General features: G+C 52.3%; 20 protein-coding genes and 1 pseudogene. 12 read left to right on the top strand and 9 right to left on the bottom strand.

The features are described 5' to 3' along the window. Positions 1-59: 59 nt before the first annotated feature. The 3 genes from pth (at position 60) to ACCW71_RS02035 (ending at position 2,296) form a co-directional block, all read left to right on the top strand. Entirely contained in the window at positions 60-647 is a 588-nt protein-coding gene (gene pth / locus ACCW71_RS02045) for an aminoacyl-tRNA hydrolase (RefSeq protein ID WP_436369297.1), read from the top strand. A gap of 108 nt (positions 648-755) precedes the next feature. After that, a complete protein-coding gene (ychF, locus tag ACCW71_RS02040; protein WP_436369295.1) occupies positions 756-1,847 on the top strand; it encodes a redox-regulated ATPase YchF in 1,092 nt (363 codons plus the stop codon). Positions 1,848-1,933: 86 nt separating this feature from the next. After that, complete coding sequence (locus ACCW71_RS02035; protein ID WP_436369293.1) at positions 1,934-2,296, top strand: hypothetical protein; 363 nt, start codon at positions 1,934-1,936, stop codon at positions 2,294-2,296. Positions 2,297-2,495: 199 nt separating this feature from the next. Here ACCW71_RS02035 and ACCW71_RS02030 read toward each other — a convergent pair whose 3' ends face one another. Together ACCW71_RS02030 and exaC are read right to left on the bottom strand one after the other, a co-directional pair. Beyond that, the gene (locus tag ACCW71_RS02030) at positions 2,496-6,281 is read right to left on the bottom strand and encodes an inverse autotransporter beta domain-containing protein (protein WP_436369291.1); all 3,786 of its coding nucleotides are present in this window, start codon (positions 6,279-6,281) and stop codon (positions 2,496-2,498) included. 1,031 nt (positions 6,282-7,312) lie between these two features. Next, positions 7,313-8,833, bottom strand: coding sequence for an acetaldehyde dehydrogenase ExaC (exaC, locus tag ACCW71_RS02025; protein WP_436369289.1), 1,521 nt, complete (start codon positions 8,831-8,833; stop codon positions 7,313-7,315). Between the two features lie 233 nt (positions 8,834-9,066). Here exaC and ACCW71_RS02020 point away from each other — a divergent pair, with 233 nt between their 5' ends. Further along, a complete protein-coding gene (locus tag ACCW71_RS02020) occupies positions 9,067-9,630 on the top strand; it encodes a class I SAM-dependent methyltransferase (protein WP_436369287.1) in 564 nt (187 codons plus the stop codon). Here the strand turns inward: ACCW71_RS02020 and ACCW71_RS02015 are convergent. Beyond that, on the bottom strand, positions 9,618-10,343 hold the full coding sequence (locus ACCW71_RS02015) for a glutamine amidotransferase (protein WP_436369285.1): 726 nt from the start codon (positions 10,341-10,343) through the stop codon (positions 9,618-9,620). The two genes, ACCW71_RS02020 and ACCW71_RS02015, sit on opposite strands and share 13 nt — an antisense overlap. Before the next feature lie 165 nt (positions 10,344-10,508). Between ACCW71_RS02015 and ACCW71_RS02010 the strand changes: the two genes are divergently transcribed. Together ACCW71_RS02010 and ACCW71_RS02005 are read left to right on the top strand one after the other, a co-directional pair. After that, positions 10,509-11,393, top strand: coding sequence for a DMT family transporter (locus tag ACCW71_RS02010; RefSeq protein WP_436369283.1), 885 nt, complete (start codon positions 10,509-10,511; stop codon positions 11,391-11,393). Between the two features lie 46 nt (positions 11,394-11,439). Beyond that, positions 11,440-12,819 (top strand): CoA transferase, encoded by a 1,380-nt coding sequence (locus ACCW71_RS02005; protein WP_436369281.1) that lies wholly within the window; start codon positions 11,440-11,442, stop codon positions 12,817-12,819. Between the two features lies 1 nt (position 12,820). On the opposite strand, the gene ACCW71_RS02000 is transcribed toward ACCW71_RS02005, so the two are convergent. The 3 genes from ACCW71_RS02000 to ACCW71_RS01990 form a co-directional block, all read right to left on the bottom strand. Further along, positions 12,821-13,387 carry a TorD/DmsD family molecular chaperone gene (locus ACCW71_RS02000; RefSeq protein WP_436369279.1) on the bottom strand — a complete coding sequence of 189 codons (567 nt, stop codon included), beginning with the start codon at positions 13,385-13,387 and terminating at the stop codon, positions 12,821-12,823. A gap of 28 nt (positions 13,388-13,415) precedes the next feature. Then, positions 13,416-13,616: a histidinol-phosphatase gene (locus ACCW71_RS01995; protein ID WP_436369277.1), complete on the bottom strand. Its 201-nt coding sequence runs from the start codon at positions 13,614-13,616 to the stop codon at positions 13,416-13,418. Positions 13,617-14,001: 385 nt separating this feature from the next. Next, positions 14,002-14,361, bottom strand: coding sequence for a hypothetical protein (locus tag ACCW71_RS01990; RefSeq protein WP_436369709.1), 360 nt, complete (start codon positions 14,359-14,361; stop codon positions 14,002-14,004). A 412-nt stretch (positions 14,362-14,773) separates the two neighbouring features. Here ACCW71_RS01990 and ACCW71_RS01985 point away from each other — a divergent pair, with 412 nt between their 5' ends. Further along, positions 14,774-15,346 carry a hypothetical protein gene (locus tag ACCW71_RS01985; RefSeq protein WP_436369275.1) on the top strand — a complete coding sequence of 191 codons (573 nt, stop codon included), beginning with the start codon at positions 14,774-14,776 and terminating at the stop codon, positions 15,344-15,346. 221 nt (positions 15,347-15,567) lie between these two features. Here ACCW71_RS01985 and ACCW71_RS01980 read toward each other — a convergent pair. After that, positions 15,568-15,909: pseudogene (locus ACCW71_RS01980) on the bottom strand (phosphatase); the annotation flags it as partial. Positions 15,910-16,160: 251 nt separating this feature from the next. Between ACCW71_RS01980 and ACCW71_RS01975 the strand changes: the two are divergent. After that, entirely contained in the window at positions 16,161-16,421 is a 261-nt protein-coding gene (locus ACCW71_RS01975; protein WP_311781612.1) for a type II toxin-antitoxin system RelE family toxin, read from the top strand. Positions 16,422-16,491: 70 nt separating this feature from the next. After that, positions 16,492-16,857 carry a helix-turn-helix domain-containing protein gene (locus ACCW71_RS01970; protein ID WP_436369273.1) on the top strand — a complete coding sequence of 122 codons (366 nt, stop codon included), beginning with the start codon at positions 16,492-16,494 and terminating at the stop codon, positions 16,855-16,857. A 33-nt stretch (positions 16,858-16,890) separates the two neighbouring features. Here the strand turns inward: ACCW71_RS01970 and ACCW71_RS01965 are convergent, their stop codons facing one another. Together ACCW71_RS01965 and ACCW71_RS01960 are read right to left on the bottom strand one after the other, a co-directional pair. Then, positions 16,891-17,250, bottom strand: a complete 360-nt coding sequence (locus tag ACCW71_RS01965; RefSeq protein ID WP_436369708.1) for a hypothetical protein — start codon at positions 17,248-17,250, stop codon at positions 16,891-16,893. Between the two features lie 139 nt (positions 17,251-17,389). Continuing rightward, positions 17,390-18,067, bottom strand: coding sequence for an EAL domain-containing protein (locus ACCW71_RS01960; protein ID WP_436369271.1), 678 nt, complete (start codon positions 18,065-18,067; stop codon positions 17,390-17,392). Between the two features lie 491 nt (positions 18,068-18,558). Here ACCW71_RS01960 and ACCW71_RS01955 point away from each other — a divergent pair, with 491 nt between their 5' ends. From ACCW71_RS01955 to ACCW71_RS01945, 3 genes are all read left to right on the top strand, one after another. After that, positions 18,559-18,888, top strand: a complete 330-nt coding sequence (locus ACCW71_RS01955; RefSeq protein ID WP_436369269.1) for a hypothetical protein — start codon at positions 18,559-18,561, stop codon at positions 18,886-18,888. A gap of 30 nt (positions 18,889-18,918) precedes the next feature. Then, complete coding sequence (locus tag ACCW71_RS01950; protein WP_436369268.1) at positions 18,919-19,320, top strand: hypothetical protein; 402 nt, start codon at positions 18,919-18,921, stop codon at positions 19,318-19,320. Positions 19,321-19,430: 110 nt separating this feature from the next. Continuing rightward, on the top strand, positions 19,431-20,249 hold the full coding sequence (locus ACCW71_RS01945; RefSeq protein WP_436369266.1) for a hypothetical protein: 819 nt from the start codon (positions 19,431-19,433) through the stop codon (positions 20,247-20,249). Positions 20,250-20,260: the final 11 nt, after the last annotated feature.

Raw genomic sequence — 20,260 nt, 5'->3', positions numbered from 1 at the left:
CATCTCGCCTGTGGCGAAGTAAACTAACGCCCTTTCGCGACAACAGCAGGATAATCATTGTGAGCAGCATTAAACTGATTGTGGGCCTTGCCAATCCGGGCGCTGAATATGCCGCCACGCGCCACAATGCGGGTGCCTGGTATCTCGATCTACTGGCTGAGCGCCACAATCAGTCACTGAAAGAGGAAGGCAAATTCTATGGCTATACCGCCCGCCTGGCGCTGGCCGGAGAAGATGTGCGCTTACTGGTTCCGACCACCTTTATGAACCTGAGCGGTAAAGCGGTGGCGGCGATGGCCACTTTCTATCGCATCGCCCCGGAAGAGATTCTGGTGGCACACGATGAACTCGATTTACCGCCCGGCGTCGCGAAGTTTAAGCAGGGCGGCGGGCATGGCGGTCACAACGGGCTGAAGGACATCATCAGCAAACTGGGCAACAACAACAATTTCCATCGGCTGCGCATCGGTATCGGGCATCCCGGCGATCGCAACAAAGTGACCGGATTTGTGCTGGGCAAGCCGCCCGCCAGTGAGCAGAAGCTGATTGATGACGCGATTGATGAAGCGGCGCGCTGTACGGAGCTGTGGCTGAAAGAGGATCGCATTAAGGCGATGAACCGGCTGCACGCCTTCAAACCTGCTTAAACGCCCGAATCGTCGCGATTCTGTGTATAATGCGCGAAATTTTTCATTTCGTTTCTGACAGCCTGCCGTCTGGTGGGCTGTCCATCCAGGTATAAAGGGTATCAAACCATGGGATTCAAATGCGGTATCGTGGGCCTGCCGAACGTCGGTAAATCCACTCTGTTTAACGCGCTGACCAAAGCGGGTATCGAAGCGGCTAACTTCCCCTTCTGCACCATTGAACCTAACACTGGCGTGGTGCCAATGCCTGACCTGCGTCTCGATCAGCTCTCTGAGATTGTTAAGCCGCAGCGCGTGGTGCCGACTACCATGGAATTCGTCGACATCGCCGGGCTGGTAAAAGGCGCGTCCAAAGGTGAAGGCCTGGGCAACCAGTTCCTGACCAACATCCGTGAAACCGAAGCGATCGGTCACGTGGTGCGCTGCTTTGAAAACGACAACATCATTCACGTGGCGGGCAAAGTGAACCCGGCGGAAGATATTGATGTGATCAACACTGAGCTGGCGCTATCCGATCTCGATACCTGCGAACGTGCGATTCAGCGCGTGCAGAAGAAAGCCAAAGGCGGCGATAAAGACGCCAAAGCGGAACTGGCCGCGCTGGAGAAATGCCTGCCGCATCTCTCTGAAGCAGGCATGCTGCGTTCGCTGAATCTGGATGCGGATGAGAAAGCGGCTATCCGCTATCTGAGCTTCCTGACGCTGAAGCCGACCATGTACATTGCCAACGTCAATGAAGATGGTTTTGAGAACAACCCGTATCTGGATCAGGTGCGTGCTATCGCTGAAGCGGAAGGTTCCGTCGTCGTGCCGGTGTGCGCCGCTGTTGAATCGGACATTGCCGAGCTGGAAGATGAAGACCGTGACGAGTTTATGGCGGAGCTGGGACTGGAAGAGCCGGGCCTGAACCGTGTAATCCGCGCCGGTTACTCACTGCTGAACCTGCAAACCTACTTCACCGCTGGCGTGAAAGAAGTGCGCGCCTGGACCATCCCGGTTGGCGCGACGGCCCCGCAGGCAGCCGGTAAAATCCACACCGACTTCGAGAAAGGCTTTATCCGCGCCCAGACCATCGCGTTTGAAGATTTTATCGCTTACAAAGGCGAGCAAGGCGCGAAAGAAGCCGGCAAGATGCGTTCAGAAGGTAAAGAGTACATCGTGAAAGATGGCGATGTGATGAACTTCCTGTTCAACGTCTGATGGGTTGACCCATGAGGTTTGACTGAACCTTATGACAGCTTGAGAAATTCATAAAATCCACGCAGCTGCGTGGATTTTTTCTTTTCATGGTGTCTGTGATTTCAGACGCAATGAAAAATGAGCCCAGCTTTATTACTGGCGAGCAGAATATTGATACCACGCCCAATGGCGCAAATATCACCTTTCGTGATGTTCTGAATAGCACGCGCGCTCTCAATGAGGCACACCAGCAAGGTACCCTGAATGCCGCTCAGGAGCAGTGTTTTAACCGCAAGCCTGCTGAAGAGCTTTACGATCTGCAAAAAGATCCGTGGCAATTACACAACATTGCCGGGGATGCAGACGCCGGGCCTCAACTCGCCCTGTTTCGTCAAAAGCTGGAGCAGTGGCGCAACGAAACGAACGATAGTGACGTTCAGCCGTTTGCCCTCCCCGGCAGGCAGCAGTAGTGGCTCAGGTTGGTTTATTGCTACCCGCGAATGAGGCTCCCGGATGACCCGCGTTGAAGTTCATTCACCGCGCGTTTCTGCTCAGTTATACCGGTAAAACCCGCAAGCCGGGCGGCTAAGCGCGCCGCGACGAATGACCTTATCGCGGCATGAAAAAGTGTTGTGCTGCTAACCGGAGGCGTTACCCGGTTTTTGCATTTCAGAGATCCCGACTGCATGTAACAATATCCGTCACGCTTCCCACATCATTGTGGATATAGCCCGCTCCCAAATCGATGTAATAGTGCCCCCCACTACTATCGGGCTCCGATGACCAGTAATTACTGCCGAAAAATCCTGCCCCACTGTAGTGCGTGACATTTCCCCACTCGTTCCATAATGCGCCGGTTCCGCGCACCTGAGTTGCCACATATCCTGAGTTCTGGGACAGCTGAGCAACGGTTGGCAGACTATAGCCACTCTGACCCGAACAGTAAGCATTAGCCTGCGCCCAGGTCATCTGTACTGACTGATCATTGATAAACCAGTTTTTGAGTGAGAACGCATAACGGATGGTTTTATTCTGCGCATTTTTGGGAGCTCCTGTAATAACGACCTTATCGCCATTCCCTGTGCCGGTGAACTGAACGACACCATCCGTAACAGCTACCCAACTTAAATTTGCCGACCAATTATATTCCGAAGCATCAATATTATTTTTTGGAATAATGGTAAATGTCGCGCCCACAAATCCTGTTGAAGGGAACGTTCCCTCCTCACTACTGATGGTGAAGGTATGGGAATCGGCTTGCGTATTGATGGAGAGCGGAGCTTCAGTTTCCTGCAAAATATCATAGGAAGCGGATGTATTGCTTCCGCTCCAGCCGCTCAGCTTCAGCACTGCCTTCAGACCGGTGCCCGCCGTGCTGGCGGTATAGGTCGCCGTATAGGTGCCGTCGCCGTTGTCACTCCAGCCGCTGCCCGACTTCGGCACCGCGTTCGGCACGGTGACCGCACTCGCCGTCAGCTGGGATGATGCCCCGGTCACCGCGTTATCCTGTGCATCCTTCAGCGTCACCGTTACCGTTATGTCCGCCCCGGAGGCGTAGGTGCTGCTATCCACCGCAATGGCTGACTTCGCCTGATCCGGCGTGGCCGCCGTGATGGTGTAGGCCGCCGACTCCGCGTTTGCGCTCCAGCCGCTCAGCTTCAGAAGCGCCTTCAGGCCGGTGCCCGCCGTGCTGGCGGTATAGGTCGCCATATAGGTGCCGTCGCCGTTGTCACTCCAGTTGCTGCCCGACTTCAGCACCGCGTTCGCCACGGTGACCGCACCCGTGGTCAGCAGGGATGATGCCCCGATCACCGCGTTATCCTGTGCATCCTTCAGCGTCACCGTCACCGTTATGTCTGTGCCGGAGGCGTAGGTGCTGTTATCCACCGCAATGGCTGACTTCGCCTGATCCGGTGAGGCCGCCGTGATGGTGTAGGCCGCCGACTCCGCGTTTGCGCTCCAGCCGCTCAGCTTCAGCACTGCCTTCAGGCCGGTGCCCGCCGTGCTGGCGGTATAGGTCGCCGTATAGGTGCCGTCGCCGTTGTCACTCCAGCCGCTGCCCGACTTCAGCACCGCGTCCGGCACGCTCACCGCCTCCGCTGTCAGCAGGGACGCTGCGCCGATCACCGCGTTACCCTGTGCATCCTTCAGCGTCACCGTTATCGCCATATCCGCACCGGAGAGGTAGCTGCTGTTATCAACCTTAATGGCTGACGCCGCCTGCTCCGGCGTGGCCGGGGTAAGCGTAACGACCGCGCTCAGACTGCCCAGCGCGGTACCATTGAATTGTGGAATCACTTTGTATTGTGCGGCCGTCGTTCCTTTCAGGGTCGCCGTATAGGTTCCCTTTACACTGCTTTCCGTTATAGCGCTCTCCGTGATAACGCCACTGGCTGGCGCTTTACCGCTGTTGTCGGTGACCAGGAAGGTCAGGTTATCCTTCAGGCCCGTCAGAATGTTACCCTGGGCATCCTTCGCCATCAGAGTCAGCGTCGAGGTAGCACTGTTGTCAGCCACAATCCGCTCCGGGCTCGCCGTGAACACAGACTGCCCTGCATCCGGGGTCGTGCTGTTTATGGTGACCACCGCTGAAGAGAGCGTGATGCCGCTGACTACCGGCGTCAGGGTAACATTCTCAACATCTGTGCCAGCCGTCACCGTGACGCTATAAACACCGGCAGATTTCCTTGTGAGTGTTGATACCAGGGCGCTTTTCAGGCTATTACTCCGCAGGCTGATCTCCTGCGTCTCAACATCCACCAGCTGATTATTCTCATCTCTTAGCGTCAGGGTAAGTATCTGCGTGCCCTTTCCATCCGCCTGTAGCACGCTGCTCGCCGGGGTGAAGGTACTGTACTGTTTATTGACCTCAGGGGCCTGCACTGTCACCTGGGTGTCACTCCGGTCGGAGTGATTACCCCGGATGTCCACCGCCACACCGCTGACGGAATAGGTGTTCACCGCCTGTGCTGAAGCCTGATAGGCCGGCAGCAGCACAGCGTAATCCGCGCCATTCTGCACAATCCTGCCGCCAGCGGCGGTCAGGGCTGCCGCATCCCAGTCAATACGGGACAGTCCATAAGTCGTCGTCACCGACACCCCCAGGGATTTCTGCTCACCCGCTTTACCGGTAATCAGGTCCACCGTGTGCAGTTTGATGACCTCTTTCCTGCGATACTCCAGCACAATATTGTTATTGCGCTCCACCAGGTCATAGCGGCTGCCTGTCAGACTGCGCATCGCGGCCACCGCCGCCGGGTCCATCTGACTGCGCCACGGCACCCCGAGCTGGTAGTTCATGTTCACCATAACGCGCGTATCACTTTGCCCCGATTGCCCCTGCCGCTGCTCTCCTGCCAGGGTAATCAACGGAACGGGTGTATAGCTGAGCCCGGCCGTAATGGCATGCGGATCCCTCTGACGATGATCAACGCCGAACAGAGCGACCTCTTTGCCGTAGTACTGCTCATACGTCAGCCTGGCACCCAGCTGCGGCAGAGCAGGCACCCACGCCTGCGCCCGCAGGTCCCAGCCGTTTGCCGGTCGCTCCTGGTAGTCGGTCAGGCCCGGCGAGTCTTTCCAGCCCGTCAGACGTCGGTAACCATTGAGACCCAGCTTCAGGTAGTCACGCCAGTATTCGAGACCCGCGCCAGCACGCGCATGATCGCGTGAGAGGTCGTAGTCACCGAACAGGTTCCCGCCGAACATGTAGGTGGAGGTGAAGTAACGCAGACCGGAGCCGAGATTAGCCTGGGTCCGGCCATCTGTCCGGTGCAGGCTGCCCTGGGTGAAGAGCAGATCATCCCCCTGGTCATAGAGCGGCATCAGCAGGTCAAACTGCGAGTTTTTCAGAGAGAAGTTTTTATCCGCATCCAGCTGAACGCGGGCGGTACCAAAATGACTCAGCCACTGCTGAAGCGCGCCCCCGGCCTCATTCGTGGCCATACCGCGTGCCCTGGAAGCGGCGGCATCACTTTTTGCGCTGCCGCTCAGGAAACTCCCGGTCTGAGAGGCGTATCCTGCCATCTTCCGCGCCTGTTCATCATCCTCACCACGACCGGCTGACTGTGGGTGTTCATCGCCAGCGTTCCCGGAGGCATCCACGAAAAAAGGAGGTAAGGATGATTTTTTACCTTCCGGCATAACTACCGGCACGTCCACATCATCCCCCGGCCGCAGGCCGTTCAAACCCCGGGCAAAGGTGCGGAACTGATTGAGTTCACTGAGCTGTGCCAGAGTAAGACCATACTTTGCCGCAACAGAGGCGGCTGTCTCATGTTCTTTTAATGTGTAAACCTGTGTGCGCGGTGTTGATACAGCGGCAGGATGCTGAAGAAAGTGCTGTTCTGATGTCGCTGCGATTGCTGGCGTGAAAGCCACCGCAATGGGAAAGCCCGCCTGAACGGCAATATTGATCCAGCTAAGGAACAGACAAAGTCTGGAAGAAGACGTCACACCGATCGGGTTTGCTGAATGGAATGTTGTTTTTTTCATTTATTTTACAACCGAACCCAAAAGGACGTTAACCACCAAAACCCGTCACAAGTCCGCCTGATGAAAAGGAGTCATCAGACTTTGCTAAAAAACAAAATCACCTGGGAACAGTTAATTAAGAAAAGATACTACACCGCATTGAAATAAACAATCATGCCCTGCAACAATTAACATTATCACTACAACATAGATTGGAAAATGAGAACACCTGTATTTCTCTTTCTGTGAACCAACACAGCGTAAGCCTTATAGTTAACGGACTCTGCTCCGCTGTGATCCTCTGCAAAATATCTGTCATCTTTTATTATCGCATCCGGCTCGGCAGCCCCATCGCATTACGTCGCGCCTGCTGAAAAGCACGCCGTGCGGGATAACAGGTTACTTTATGGAAACGCAGCCAGAACGAGACGGGATGATCAATCTTCGTTCAGCAGACAATGCCAACGGGCCTGCGCGCTAATGTCCGTAACGCCAGGGCCGCTGCAACGAACAACGCCTGCTGCTGAACATTAATTTTAAAACGCACGCTAGTCATCACGGGTAAAAGCTGCGTTAACAGCGCTTAACGTTAATAAGGAATTTAAGGTAGGCGTATTTAATCAATTATCGGAGTCTATCGATCTCTTTACTGAATGGATTAATTTTAAAATCCAGCAAATCATAAAGTTATTATTTCAATGTAAATACTCTTTTATCCACGCTGAAACGGTATCCGCCTGCCACTGCTTCAGCGACAGAGGAGCAAAATATTGACTCCTCAATAATCCCGGACGCAAACGGCGCAATAGTCATGATAATCAGCAGGCAAGACTTCCCGTTTTCCAGACCGCACCTTATAACATCTCGCCACAGGAAATGACCTGGCATAAACACCGCCCTAACCTCATTAAGGACGGTTAACTGATAAAGATCAGCCAAAAAAGAACCACGCCGTAGCGTGGTTCCCTGTTAACAGAGCGGCGCCGTTAACCGCGCCCGCCTCCCCCACTGACTCAGAAGAAGCCCAGCGGTTCGATGCTGTAGCTCACCAGCAGGTTTTTGGTCTGCTGATAGTGATCGAGCATCATTTTATGGGTTTCACGCCCGATACCCGATTTCTTATACCCGCCAAAGGCGGCGTGGGCCGGATAGAGGTGATAGCAGTTGGTCCAGACGCGACCCGCTTTAATCGCCCGGCCAACGCGGTAGGCGCGGTTAATATCGCGGGTCCAGACGCCCGCCCCCAGGCCATAAATAGAGTCGTTGGCGATGCTGACCGCTTCCGCTTCATCTTTGAAGGTGGTGATGCCGATGACCGGGCCAAAGATCTCCTCCTGGAAAACGCGCATCGAGTTGTTGCCTTTCAGCAAGGTTGGCTGGATGTAGTAGCCGCTGTTCAGTGAATCATCCAGCTTCTCTACGCCACCGCCCACCAGCACTTCCGCGCCCTCCTGCCGGGCAACGTCCAGATAGGAGAGGATTTTATCGAACTGCTGCTGCGACGCCTGCGCGCCAACCATTGTCTCGGTGTCCAGCGGGTCGCCGCGCTTGATGGTTTTGACCCGCTTCATCACCGCCGCCATAAACGGCTCATAGATCGACTCCTGCACCAGCGCACGCGACGGACAGGTACAGATCTCGCCCTGATTCAGGAAGCCCAGCACCACACCCTCGGCGGCTTTCTCAATAAAGCTCTCTTCCGCCTGCATGATGTCTTCAAAGAAGATGTTAGGGGACTTGCCGCCCAGCTCGACCGTAGAGGGGATCAGGCTCTTGGCCGCCAGCTCCAGAATATGACCACCGGTGGCGGTGGAGCCGGTAAAGGCCACTTTAGCGATACCGGAATGGGAGGCCAGGGCCTCACCCGCCTCTTTACCAAAGCCGTGCACCACGTTCAGCACGCCGGGCGGCAGCAGATCTTTAATCAGATCGACAAAAACGGTGATAGAGAGTGGCGTCTGCTCAGCCGGTTTCAGCACCACACAGTTGCCTGCGCCCAGCGCCGGAGCCAGCTTCCACGCCGCCATCAGCAGCGGGAAGTTCCACGGAATAATCTGCGCCACCACGCCCAGCGGCTCATGGAAATGGTAGGCGGCGGTGAACTCGTCAATTTCTGCGGCACTACCCTCCTGCGCCCGAAGACAGCCCGCAAAATAGCGGAAGTGATCGACCGCCAGTGGCATATCCGCCGCCAGCGTCTCGCGCACCGGCTTGCCGTTATCCCAGGTTTCATACACCGCCAGGGTTTCCAGATTCTGTTCCAGCCGATCGGCAATTTTCAGTAACAGCAGCGAGCGCTGCTGCGCAGAGGTCTTACCCCAGGCGTCAGCCGCGGCGGTCGCGGCGGCCACGGCGTTATCCACATCCGCACTGTCTGAGCGTGGAAACTCACCCGCCACCGAGCCATTCACCGGCGAGGTATTGGTGAAGTAGTTGCCATTCACCGGCGCGACGAATTCACCGTTAATGAAGTTGCCATAATTCTTTTGTAGCGTGATCAGAGAACCCTGTTCTCCGGGGGCGGCGTAACGCATGGTCATTCTCCTTACTGGCGTCGTATGCAACAATGATGAAACTTATTATTAACATAAGGGATCGCCATCAGCCTGCCAGTTCTGCTATGCGGAAACTGTGACCGCCCCGAAGGAATCGCTGAATTGCCGGCTGGCTAAAGAAAATTCTGACTTTTCCCGGGAGGGCTTGCTGAGAAGAAACTTGTGCGCCACAAAGGAGTCCACCTCAGGAAGAATTCATTCTGGAGATAAGCATGCTGGCTTCGGCTTTCACCTCAATGCGCGCAAAAGCCAACTTTGTGCATCAGTTCATCCTCAACCCGCGCAAGATGGGCAGCATTACGCCCTCGTCAGACGCGCTGTGTCGCGCCATGACCGACTCGGTGGCGTGGCGTCCTCAGTTGCGTATCGCTGAACTCGGTGCAGGAGATGGGGTGCTGACGCGCCAGATACTGGCGCGGATGGCCCCGGACGCCACGCTGGACGCCTTTGAGATCAGCAGCACGCTGGCGGATAAGCTGATTGCCCTGGATGATGCGCGCATGACGGTGCGCACCTGCTCGGCACAGTATCTGAACGGCGAATATGACGCGATCTTCTCCGGGCTGCCGCTGTTGTCGTTACCGCCCGACCTGCGTGAGTCGATTCTGCACGCGGTGTTTACCGCCCTGAAGCCGGATGGCGTCTTTGTGCAGTTTCAGTACACCTCGCTGACCCAGCCCGATCTGTCGCGCTACTTCACCTGGGAACGCCAGCGGGTGCTGAAAAATGTGCCCCCCGCCTGGGTCTATCGCTGTACGCGCCACTACGCGCCCTGAAGACGCTCTGCAACCGCCGGGCGCGTCTGCTGCCAGAAGGCGGCTAGCAGCTCACGTCCCCAGTCGCGCCCCTCGATGGCTGGCCCATCCTCTGCGCCACCTTCCGGCTGGCAGGCGCGCATAATGCGTGACGAAAACTCCGGGTGAAACTGCACCGACAGCGCCTGCGGCGAGTAGCGCAGGATCTGACAGCCATCATACGCTGACGCGGCCAGCACCTGCGCCTGAGCAGGCGGCGTGACCACCGACTGGCGATGCGACAGCCAGACATTGAAGCTGTCAGGCAGGTTTTGCAGCAGCGGATCGTGCCGCGCCTGAGTTGCGCAGCAGATCGGCAGCAGACCACGCTCCCAGCCATGGGGATTATCCGCCACCTCACCGCCCAGCGCATAGGCCATCAGCTGATGGCCGTAGCAGACCCCCAGCAGCGGCAGCCCGGCTTCCAGCGCGGCCCGAACCCAGGCCGCACAGCGTTCGCTCCAGTCGGCATGATCGGTGACCATCGCCCAGGAACCACTGAGGATCGCCCCGGCTATCTGATCGAAAGCGGGTAACGCCTCGCCCAGATGGGGGCGCACAATCAGATACTCATCGCTCTGGAGTTGCAGCGCATCGATAAACCAGCGCGGCTGTTCACCAATCTGCGCGACGACATTTGCAGGCGGCACTTCAAGCTGAATTAAAGCAATGGGTAAGGCGGGGGTGTGGGTCATACCGAATCGGGTCCTGTTTCAGAAAGTCGTTTCGAAAAGTCAGTCTGCCAGCAACCTGGCGGAATGTCTCAGCCATCAGAGAAAATTTCCGGCCACCGTTGGCCGGAACCCCGGAGTTCGTGCCATCATTAGCGGGCTAAGCAAAAAACTTCAAAGGATATTATTGTGGCCGTGCGGCATTTTTTTCTGGTTCTGATGGTGGTGTGTATCTGGGCCTTCAACAACGTCGCGGTGAAATGGGGCCTGCTGGAGCTTCCGCCGCTGTTTCTCACCTTTATGCGTTTTGTGGTGGTGGCCATCGTGCTGGTGCCCTTCTGTCGCATTACCCGCCAACAGCTGCCCTGGCTGCTGCTGCTCGCTTTCACCTTCGGCTTTATGCACTTCTCGCTGCTGTTTCTTGGCCTGCGCTATACCGACGCCGGGACGGGCGCGATTGTGGTGCAGCTGGGCACACCGATCGCCATGCTGCTGGCGATGGTGGTGCTGAAAGAGAAGTTAAAGCTGGTGCAGCTGCTGGGCATTATGATTTCGCTCAGCGGCGTGGTGGTCCTCTCCGGCAGCCCGACCATCCCCTCCTGGTGGGTGCTGTGCCTGCTGTTGTGCAGTGCGACCGGCTGGGCGGTCAGCAACCTGATTGTAAAAAAGTCGCCATCCATTAAGCCGCTGACCATGACCGGCTGGATCGCCTTTCTGGCGATCCCGATAGTCGGCGCCTCCAGTCTGGTGCTGGAGTCGCATCAGCTTTACGCGCTGCGTCACGCTGGCTGGCACGGCTGGTTCGCCATTCTCTACAGCGCCATTGCGTCATCGATATTCGCCTACACGCTGTGGTATATGCTGCTGAAAAAATATAACGTCAACCTGATCATGCCCTACTCGCTGCTGACGCCGGTGCTCTCGGTGCTGATGGGAATTGTGGTGCTGGGCGACAGCCTCAACAGCTTCAAAATTATCGGCGCGTCACTGGTGATCCTCGGCACTGCCATTGCGGTGATCAACCTGCGTAACCTGCGGATGCATGCACGCTTCCCGCGTCTGCGGCGGCGTTAATGCTGCGTGCTATGCTTGAGAAACCATTCTTCTCAGGGAGCACCGCATGGACTTCCAGCTCGCCACCTCTCTCTGGCAGCAGATGCAGCAGGGATTGCGTGGCAACGCCGCAGCGTGGCCGGTTCCTGACTTTGTCGATTGCGCCACCTTTTCTTCCGCCTTTGCCGTCAGCGAACTGGCGGCCACCTCTGTCGGCCTGGCCACGCAGGCCAGCGCCGCGCTGATCGCCACCGCCCACCCGTTATACCGCTCCCGGCCAGTCAGGGTGAATGTCCGGCTGGCGTCACGCTGGTTCCAGCACAGCTTTATCCCGCTGAACCGCGCAGCACCGGCAATGTGGGATGCGTTTGCCGGTGACTACCGCAGCCGGGATGGCTGGATCCGCCTGCATACCAACGCTGCGCATCACCGGCTGGCGATGGAGCAGGTGCTGGGCACGCATCCCGACCGCACGGCGCTGGCGCAGCAGGTACGGCAGTGGCGGGCTGGCGAACTGGAGCAGGCGATTATCGACGCAGGCGGCTGTGCCGCGGAGATGCGCAGCGCCGCCGCCTGGCAGCAGCATCCGCAGGGTAAAGCGGTACGCCAGGAGCCGCTGTTTGACTGGCGCACCACCGCTGCCGCCCCTGCGCCTGACCGGGCGCTGGCTGAAGCCCGTCCGCTGCTGGGGATCAAAGTGCTGGATCTGACGCGCATCATTGCCGGTCCGGTCGCCACCCGCTTTCTTGCCAGCCTCGGTGCCGATGTGCTGCGTATCGACCCGCCCGGCTGGCAGGAACCGACGCTGGATGAGGAGATGAGTTGTGGCAAGCGGCGGGCGGTGCTGGATTTAACCCGGCCCGCCGATCGCGAACAGTTCACCCGTCTGCTGCGTGAGGCGGATGTGCTGGTGCATGGCTATCGGGCAGATGCGCTGGAACGGCTCGGATTTGACGCCGCCACCCGTCAGCGGCTGGCTCCTGGCCTGGTTGATGCCGCTCTGAATGCCTGGGGCTGGCAGGGACCGTGGCGTAATCGCCGCGGCTTTGACAGTCTGGTGCAGATGGGCTGCGGCATCGCCGAACAGGGTATGCAGTGGCAGCAGAGCGACAAACCCACCCCGCTGCCGGTGCAGGCGCTGGATCACGCCAGCGGCTATCTGCTGGCAGCCGCGGTGCTGGAGGGATTACGGCGGCGGATGGTCAGCGGACACGGCAGTCAGGTGCGGCTGTCGCTGGCGCGCACCGCCTGGCTGCTACAGCAGCATCCCTGTGGTCAGAACCAGCAGAGCGGGATTGTGCCGCAGGTGAAGGATAACCTGCCCGGTTTTGAATTAACGCCGTGGGGATTCGGGGTAAGGCTGCGTGCCGCCGCCTGGCTGCCTGGCACCCCGCAGCTGTGCGCGACGCCGGGCTGTGCGCCGGGCACCCACCCGGCGGCCTGGTAAATCAGGCGTCAGCGCCGGGTTCGCTGCTCTCCAGTAACTCGTTGTACATCACCTGGATCGCCTCACGGCTCAGCATCGCCAGCGTGCGGTAGAAGGCCGTGGTGGCGTGCGCTTCCACTTTGCCCAGGAAAGCGCCACACCACGGCAGCAGATACTCTTCGAACAGCGCCAGCTGCGCCGCGCTCTCATCTTCCGCTGACTGATCTTCCAGCCACGAGGCGGCCAGCAGCAGCACGCCAAAATGGTCGGCTGGCGCATCGCTCAGTGGCATTCCGCGCGAGGTTAAAAACGCCCGCACTTCCGGCTCGGTTTTGCCTTCCGGCCAGCGGGAAGCGTAAGGCGGCACATTCGCGTCGCTGCCGACAAACAGCGCGTTGTAATCAGCGGCCAGCGCCTGCGGATCGCTGTTCTGTTGCAGACGCTGAAGCAGTTCATCCTGTTCCAGCGGCCACTGCGCCTGAAGTTTCCCTTCACGTAGCAGGGTAAACAGCGGCACCAGCAGCGGGTCCTGCGGCTGACGATTGAACAGTGAGCCGATCACACGGCACAGAATGGAAAACTCATTCATGAGTCAGATTTCCTTGAGGCAAAGTAAGTTAAAAGTCAGCCAGTTCAGCAACGGGTTTGCCGCTGCGCCGTTCGGAAAAGCCGGGCAGGCGACGCGGCGTGACATTTAACACCCGATCCCCGGGAAAATCCACCTCGCGGGCGATATGCAGAGCGTGTTTGCAATGGCTTCGGATAATGAGGGCGTGGGGATCGGGGCTGAACGCCAGTCGTTCAATCGCGTCGCACACCGCTACCGCAAACGTTCGGCAGTTTTTTTAACTGTTGATCGGGAATGGATGCGTTGGAGCAGACTGGTGCAGATAACGGCATATCGGAATTCTTTTGAACGTATCGGGAGAGTATCCCTGGTGAAGCCGGGCCAGACGATGACGAAACCCTACCCGGTGCTGTCGTCGACATCATGGCTGCACAGGATGTCAGTTTACAAACTGCATGGCGTCTCTAACGTGGTCTGAGCCAGCACGATGTCGCTGAATACGACGCAGAGTGCTGCCTCGTGTGGAAAGTTAGCCACAGCAGAAGAGGCGCGAACGGCGGGCAAAGATTTATGATTGCCGACCCGGGCAGTTAGTACTCCAAAATAAAAGGCTATCGTACAGGGTAGCTTTTTGCTTATTTAAGATCGTATCGGGCACTCTCGCCTGAGCCATCACTATATAATTGTTTTAAGGTAAGATTATTACCGTTAATACTATAAGTGATCACAGCATCGGCAGGATGATTACGCCATCTCCCCGTGCTATCAGGATTATCAGATGCCCACAATACTCGATCGCCTTCAAGTCGGCATTTAATAGCCCAGCGTGTATTATCTGAGGGCCGATTATAGTGTACGTAAGCGATCCCGTCAGCATCAACTTTATCCAGCTGCATAATTTTATAATCACGTCCAAAAGTCATTGCAGCAGTCGCTTTACAGATCTGGCCTGACCTTGGGTTTACATCAACTTTTGCAGCTTGTGCATTTTGTATGGAGCCGCTTTTATCGGAAAAGTGGACATAAGTAGAAATGCCTGCAATCGCGATAAATAATAGATGCCGTATCTTCACCAGTAATCCTTTAATGAATAAATGACAGAAGTAATATCGGCATTATTTTCATTTTCTTTAGCCCTATTTTGGTTTGCTATTTTGATATTATATTGAGCACTTTCTTTTGCATAGCAGACTCGATACACTCCTGTCACTGGCTACCGGCAACTGATCAGGGTAGTTACGCTGATTATTTACTAAGGTGTCATACTACATATGAGATGTGGTAACTAAACTTCATCATAAATCTGGGGCTTAGCATATGCCTGTTTACGAGCGCATTCACCTTGATTATTATTCCGGCCAACAAGAAAAACCTTCCAGAAATCAGCTTCTGTTTTAAGGATGAATCATGACCGAAGCCGCTGATCTAGCATTAGTTAAAGAGTGTCTGTTTGAATTCCTCAAGAAAAAAGAAATAAAAGCCAAGCTCTCCTTTATCATTGAAAAAGAATACCGCGACTGGGAAAAGTGGTTCCAGATTGAGTTTGAAAGTTTTCTGATGCATGAAAAGGGGTATCGTACCCGTAGAGAACTCAAGGCAAAGTCTGATAAGAGGAGCCGACTTAACAGATTTTATATGTTTGTTGACCTGATTTTCAGGAAACCTAATACCAGTAAAAATAAATATATCTATCTTGAATTCAAACGGGCAATGAGAGCGACAACGCTGGTTAATGGCATGATTTCAGACATCACTAAAGTTAACTCCATCGTTAAATCCCATTATACTGAAGGTGAATTTAAACAGCGGTCTTTTTGGTGTGTTGGATTTTATCAATCTTTTCAACCCATCAGTGTTAACCGAGCGGGTAAAGACATAGGTGCTTATAAACGTTATGTACATGAACCTGTGTATCTCTGTGCATGTAGAGGAAAAACACACACCGAGGAATGTTTAAAGTTAGGAGTGGTGGTTATTTAGTCCGGCTGAGAGGAGTTGATAAAGAGAGACACTAAGAAAAAATAGCAGGACGAAATGCCTTTTTTGACCAGTTCATCGTTGATGACTCCTTTCACGCATCAGGCCGCTATCTCAGCGGCCTGACTGACAGCTCCGGCATTCGTGCAGCATCAGCGATGCCACACGCGATAAGTCCCCCACCTCACTCCATCCTGCGCCGGGTTTCCCTGAAGTAAAGTCAGTTAAAACTCAGCCAGTTCCGCAATGGTCTTACCGCTGCGCAGTTCGAGAAAGTCGAGCAGGCGACGCGGCGTGACATTTAATATCCGATCCTCAGGAAAATCGACCTCGCGGGCGATGCGCAGACAGTGTTCAAAGTTGCCGAGGGTAAAGGCGGTGTGGGAATCGGAGCCAAACGCCAGCCATCCACCGGCGTCGCGCACCGCGGCGGCGATCGCCCGGCAGTTCGGTTCGCTGCCCGGTCGGGAGTGGGTGAAAGAGGAGTTATTCAGCTCCAGCGCCACATTGTAGTGGGCCGCCGCCTCGGCAATCGCCGGAATATCCACCGGGAACTTCGGGTTGCCGAAAGTAATTTGTGAACACATAATACTTACCTATTAAACCCTATGTCAATCAAGTAATTAAAGCACATGCAGGTTGGTAATTAACCATAAGGCATAATGCAGATCTTTACCAGCTTCATAGTATGTACACCTTCAAACCGCGTAAGAAAATTACATTAGGTAATTAGAAAAATGATCTTGAAATGATTAGGTATTGATCATACTATCTAATCATCCCAAGCGGGATATGTTCTTTAAAATTTGGGGGCATAATGGTTGAAGTAGTTTGGTCTAAGCGTGCATTGAAGCACTTGACTAAGATCGATAGCCGCTACCGGAAAGCCATTAACGAGAAGACTCAGCAGTTAGTAACCTTCCCTCTTGTGACTTTAGACATAAAGAAGTTACAGGATACAGATAACCAGTACAGGTTACGTGTTGGTGACTACAGGATAATCTTTGAGTTGATAGATGGTGAACCGGTAGTACTAAGGATCGAAGAAGTGACACGCAGAACATCGAAGACTTACTGATACAAGGCGGGGCAACCCGCCGATTATGCTCCATGACATTAACCGCGACTCCAAGACACCCGGATAAACTATGTCAAAACAGTACATTTATGATGAAGCAGGTAAGCCACAATTTGTGGTACTTCCTGTAGCAGAGTACGAAAAACTTCTCTCAGACGCTGAAGGCGAATGGGAGAGTATACCTATTGAAGCAGGCCCAGATGATGACGAAACTGTACCTGGTGAAGTCGTGAACATCATGGTTGAACAGGACGTAAGCTTACAAGCCGCCTGGCGTATCCATCGTGGACTAAGCCAGTACGATGTAGCGGAAAAATTAGGTACTACTCAGAGTGCTATCTCTCAATTGGAACGTACAGAGAGTAAACCACAGAAGAAGACGCGTGAACGTCTGGCAAAGCTCTATGATTGCCGTCCAGAACAGTTAGTACTTTAAAGCAAAAGGCCACCAAATTAGGTGGCCTTTTGCTTATTTAAGATCGTATGTTGCGTTATCGCCTGAACCATCACTATATACTTGTTTTAAATTCAATTTTTTTCCATTAATACTATAAGTGATAACTTCATCGGCGGGGTTATTACGCCATCTGCCAGTACTGTCAGGATTATCAGATGCCCACATTACACGTTCTCCTTCAAGTCGGCATTTGATCGCCCAGCGTGTATTATCTGAGGGTCGATTGTAATATACATATGCAATCCCATCAGGATCTACTTTATCCAACTTCATGATTTTATAATCACGCCCAAAAGTCATTGCAGCAGTGGCTTTACAAATTTGGCCTAACTGCGGATTCACATCAACCTTCGCAGCTTGTGCTTCTGGTATTGGGCTGCTTTTGCCCGAAAAATGGACATAAGCAGTAATGCCTGCAATCGCGATAAACAATACATGACGTGTTTTCACAAGGAATCCTTTTCTAAAGAATAGACAGCAAGAATATCGGCGTTACTTCTGTATTCTTTAGTCAAAGTAATGTTTGTACTTTTGAAAATGTTACTGAGCGATACAGATAACCTTGAACACCCCATACATCAGCCTCCTTCAAAATCCCCAACTCGCCCTTCTCTTCTACACCTTCAACGATAATGCGATCACAGTAACGCTTGATGTTTTTGCTCAGAGTACTGAATGTTGGCTTCTGTACTTCATGGCGATAGAAGGCTTTATCAAGTTTGACTGTGTGATAGCAGCCTGTAGTAAGTGCTGCCAGGTTAGCCCGCCCTGCACCGAGAGCATCAAGGAAAAGATCATTACCGTTGGCGATAAGCTTTTTGAGTAGAGGCTCATTGATACCGTACTCTAACCCCTCAAAATCTTCAGAGATCTCGATACGTACAAAGTCACTCAAGCCTGCCAGCCATTCGACTAACTCACGGTCATACGCACATAACCTTGCCTGATGCCGGTCAACATTTAGAGAACAGAACAATCCGTAGTCCCTGAACCAAGACGCGGCGATCTGAATCTCTATTAATTGCTGTATCAGTAGTTGCCGTTTCTGCTCTATCGGCATTGCCAGTATGTAGTACTTGCTATCCAGTACTGGCATATCTGCATGATGGAACTTAGACAGTAGTTCTACCCCTAAAAGTTTTCCGTCGGTACTCATTACTGGTTCTGCGAAGAAGGTTTTGTTGATCATTCTTGTTATCTCTTTTTTTGGTAATAGATCAATTATTGATCATTTTTAGTTGTTACCATTGATCATTAAGTTCTTGATATTGATCATTTTTATCTGGATTTGGCGGTTTTGCTTGTTGAAGCAGATATACTTAGAAATACTGTACGCATGAACAGTATTTTATTGTGGGGGAAAGTAAAATGGCTATCATTGAGATGAGTGGTAAAACTATTGTGCATTGTCAGAAAGGAGACGTTTTCACCTGCTACAAACCTGAGCTACACGGCTGTTACGGGCTTTTCGAAAGCTACACAAACCCATGTTTTTACTGGATTGTCTTCGTTTATTCACATCACGTAGAATTTATAATTAACACGCCAATGTACATAGATGATGCGTTCAGAATCGTTCAGGAACACGGTCCGAGTACTTTCTTAGTACGTTAAACTCATAGTATGATGTTTGAAGATATGGACAACTTCGAATACTAATTTCATAACAGAGAAACCTCTATGTATCTTGCCAGATATATCAAAAGTTTGTTCAGTTCAATAAAATATTATTATGACAAGCTGGATGCCTGGAAGAATTATGTTGCTTTAATAGCAACCGGGAGTGTTTTATATTATTCTATTGACCCATTTGAAAAATTAAAAGAATATGAAAGCTACAAGCCAACCTTCTTTATCTTGCTCGCATTCGTAGTGCTTTTTATGGCTGGCTATCGCTCCTGGAAAGAGCAGTTTGAAAAAAACGTTAAAGAAGATTCTATAGTCTTAGCTGCCGATTGTTCAACCTCTCTCATGACAACGTGGAAATTAGGCGTTAAATTTGGACATTAAAAAACCATCTTTACTTTTTCTATCAGAAACATGAAAACTCATCCTGTCACTATCAAAAAAATAAGCGTTGAACTTTTTGAAAGGCAACTTGATTTCAATAAGTATTACAGATCAGATTTTATTAGCCAACAAAATATCCCTTCAGTATTAGAGCCTTTAGGCACAAAAGAGATAACGATTGATAGAGACTACGATATTTCCAAACTTGAATATATAGAACAAGTCCAGCTTATTGATAGTTTAAACAACATTAATTCAGAGTGCGTTATAACTTTTGTCTCCATATTAGGTGAAGAAAGTATTGTTGTTCCAGTACAGATTGATAGCCAGAAACTATTTATCGATAATTTTAACAAGAGAAAAGATACAGGGATGAACGGTAGCCCGATTAAAGCGGTATTAGAAAAGAGAGGCATAAATTTAGAATGGTAAGTGTCGCCCATCGAGGTTTTGCAGAACACTCTTCAATATGGGTTAGGGCGACAATGAATGATATAAAAAAATTGACTATTTTTTAAAGTTCAATACAAGACGGGAGCCTTATGTTTAGTGAATCCTTTCAACAGTTCTTAATAGAAGCATCCTTAGCAAGTTCATCGATTCGTGGGGGATTAACAGCCCTCAACAGATGCACCATTACAGATAAAGGTACTTTCTATAGTGCATTCTTTCCATTGTCTGTTGGGCTTGAAAGATTTTTTAAGATTATCTACATCTTGCAGTATATGGTAAACAACAACCTCAATAAGCCAGAATTTAAAGAAATTAAAGCGTTAGGTCACGACATAAGATCGTTGCATAAAGCTGCCGCTGATATTGGTAAAAATCATACAGAAAACACATCACTATTTGATCTTAATGATTTACAGTCCGATATAATTAACATGCTGTCTGATTTTGGTGATCAATCAAGATATTATGTTTTAAATACAATTACAAAAGCAAAAAAGAAGACTAACGATCCATTAGAAATGTGGAACGATATAATTGACTCTGGTTTTTGGATTCATTTTTCTGAAAGTAAAAGAAAGAAAATAGTCGATAATGCAATAAGCATAGTAGATAGGTCAGGAGAGTTTACCTATTCTCAGTATTTCAGCTTAGATGGTTTTATCATGTCAGAAATTGATTTTATCGTTTTGGATTGGAAAATAAAAAATGTTTCGCCTTGTATAGTTGCTGAAATCATTGCCCTTTTACAACCTTACTACACCTTATTATGTAAACTTAGAGAAGGCATTTTCATTATTGATCAATCCAAGGGAAGCCAGGAACAACCAGTACCTTACTTTGAAGAATTGTTCCCATACCTCTTAGAATCCTCAACAAGAGCAAAAAAACGTAAGAATTGGCTCCAATAAAAAAGGGATAC

The organism is Pantoea sp. C2G6, from assembly GCF_051336815.1.
In the GTDB taxonomy this organism is placed as follows: domain Bacteria; phylum Pseudomonadota; class Gammaproteobacteria; order Enterobacterales; family Enterobacteriaceae; genus Pantoea.
The sequence above is the reverse complement of the archived record's forward strand: the minus strand, read 5'-3'. Positions and strand labels throughout refer to the sequence as shown.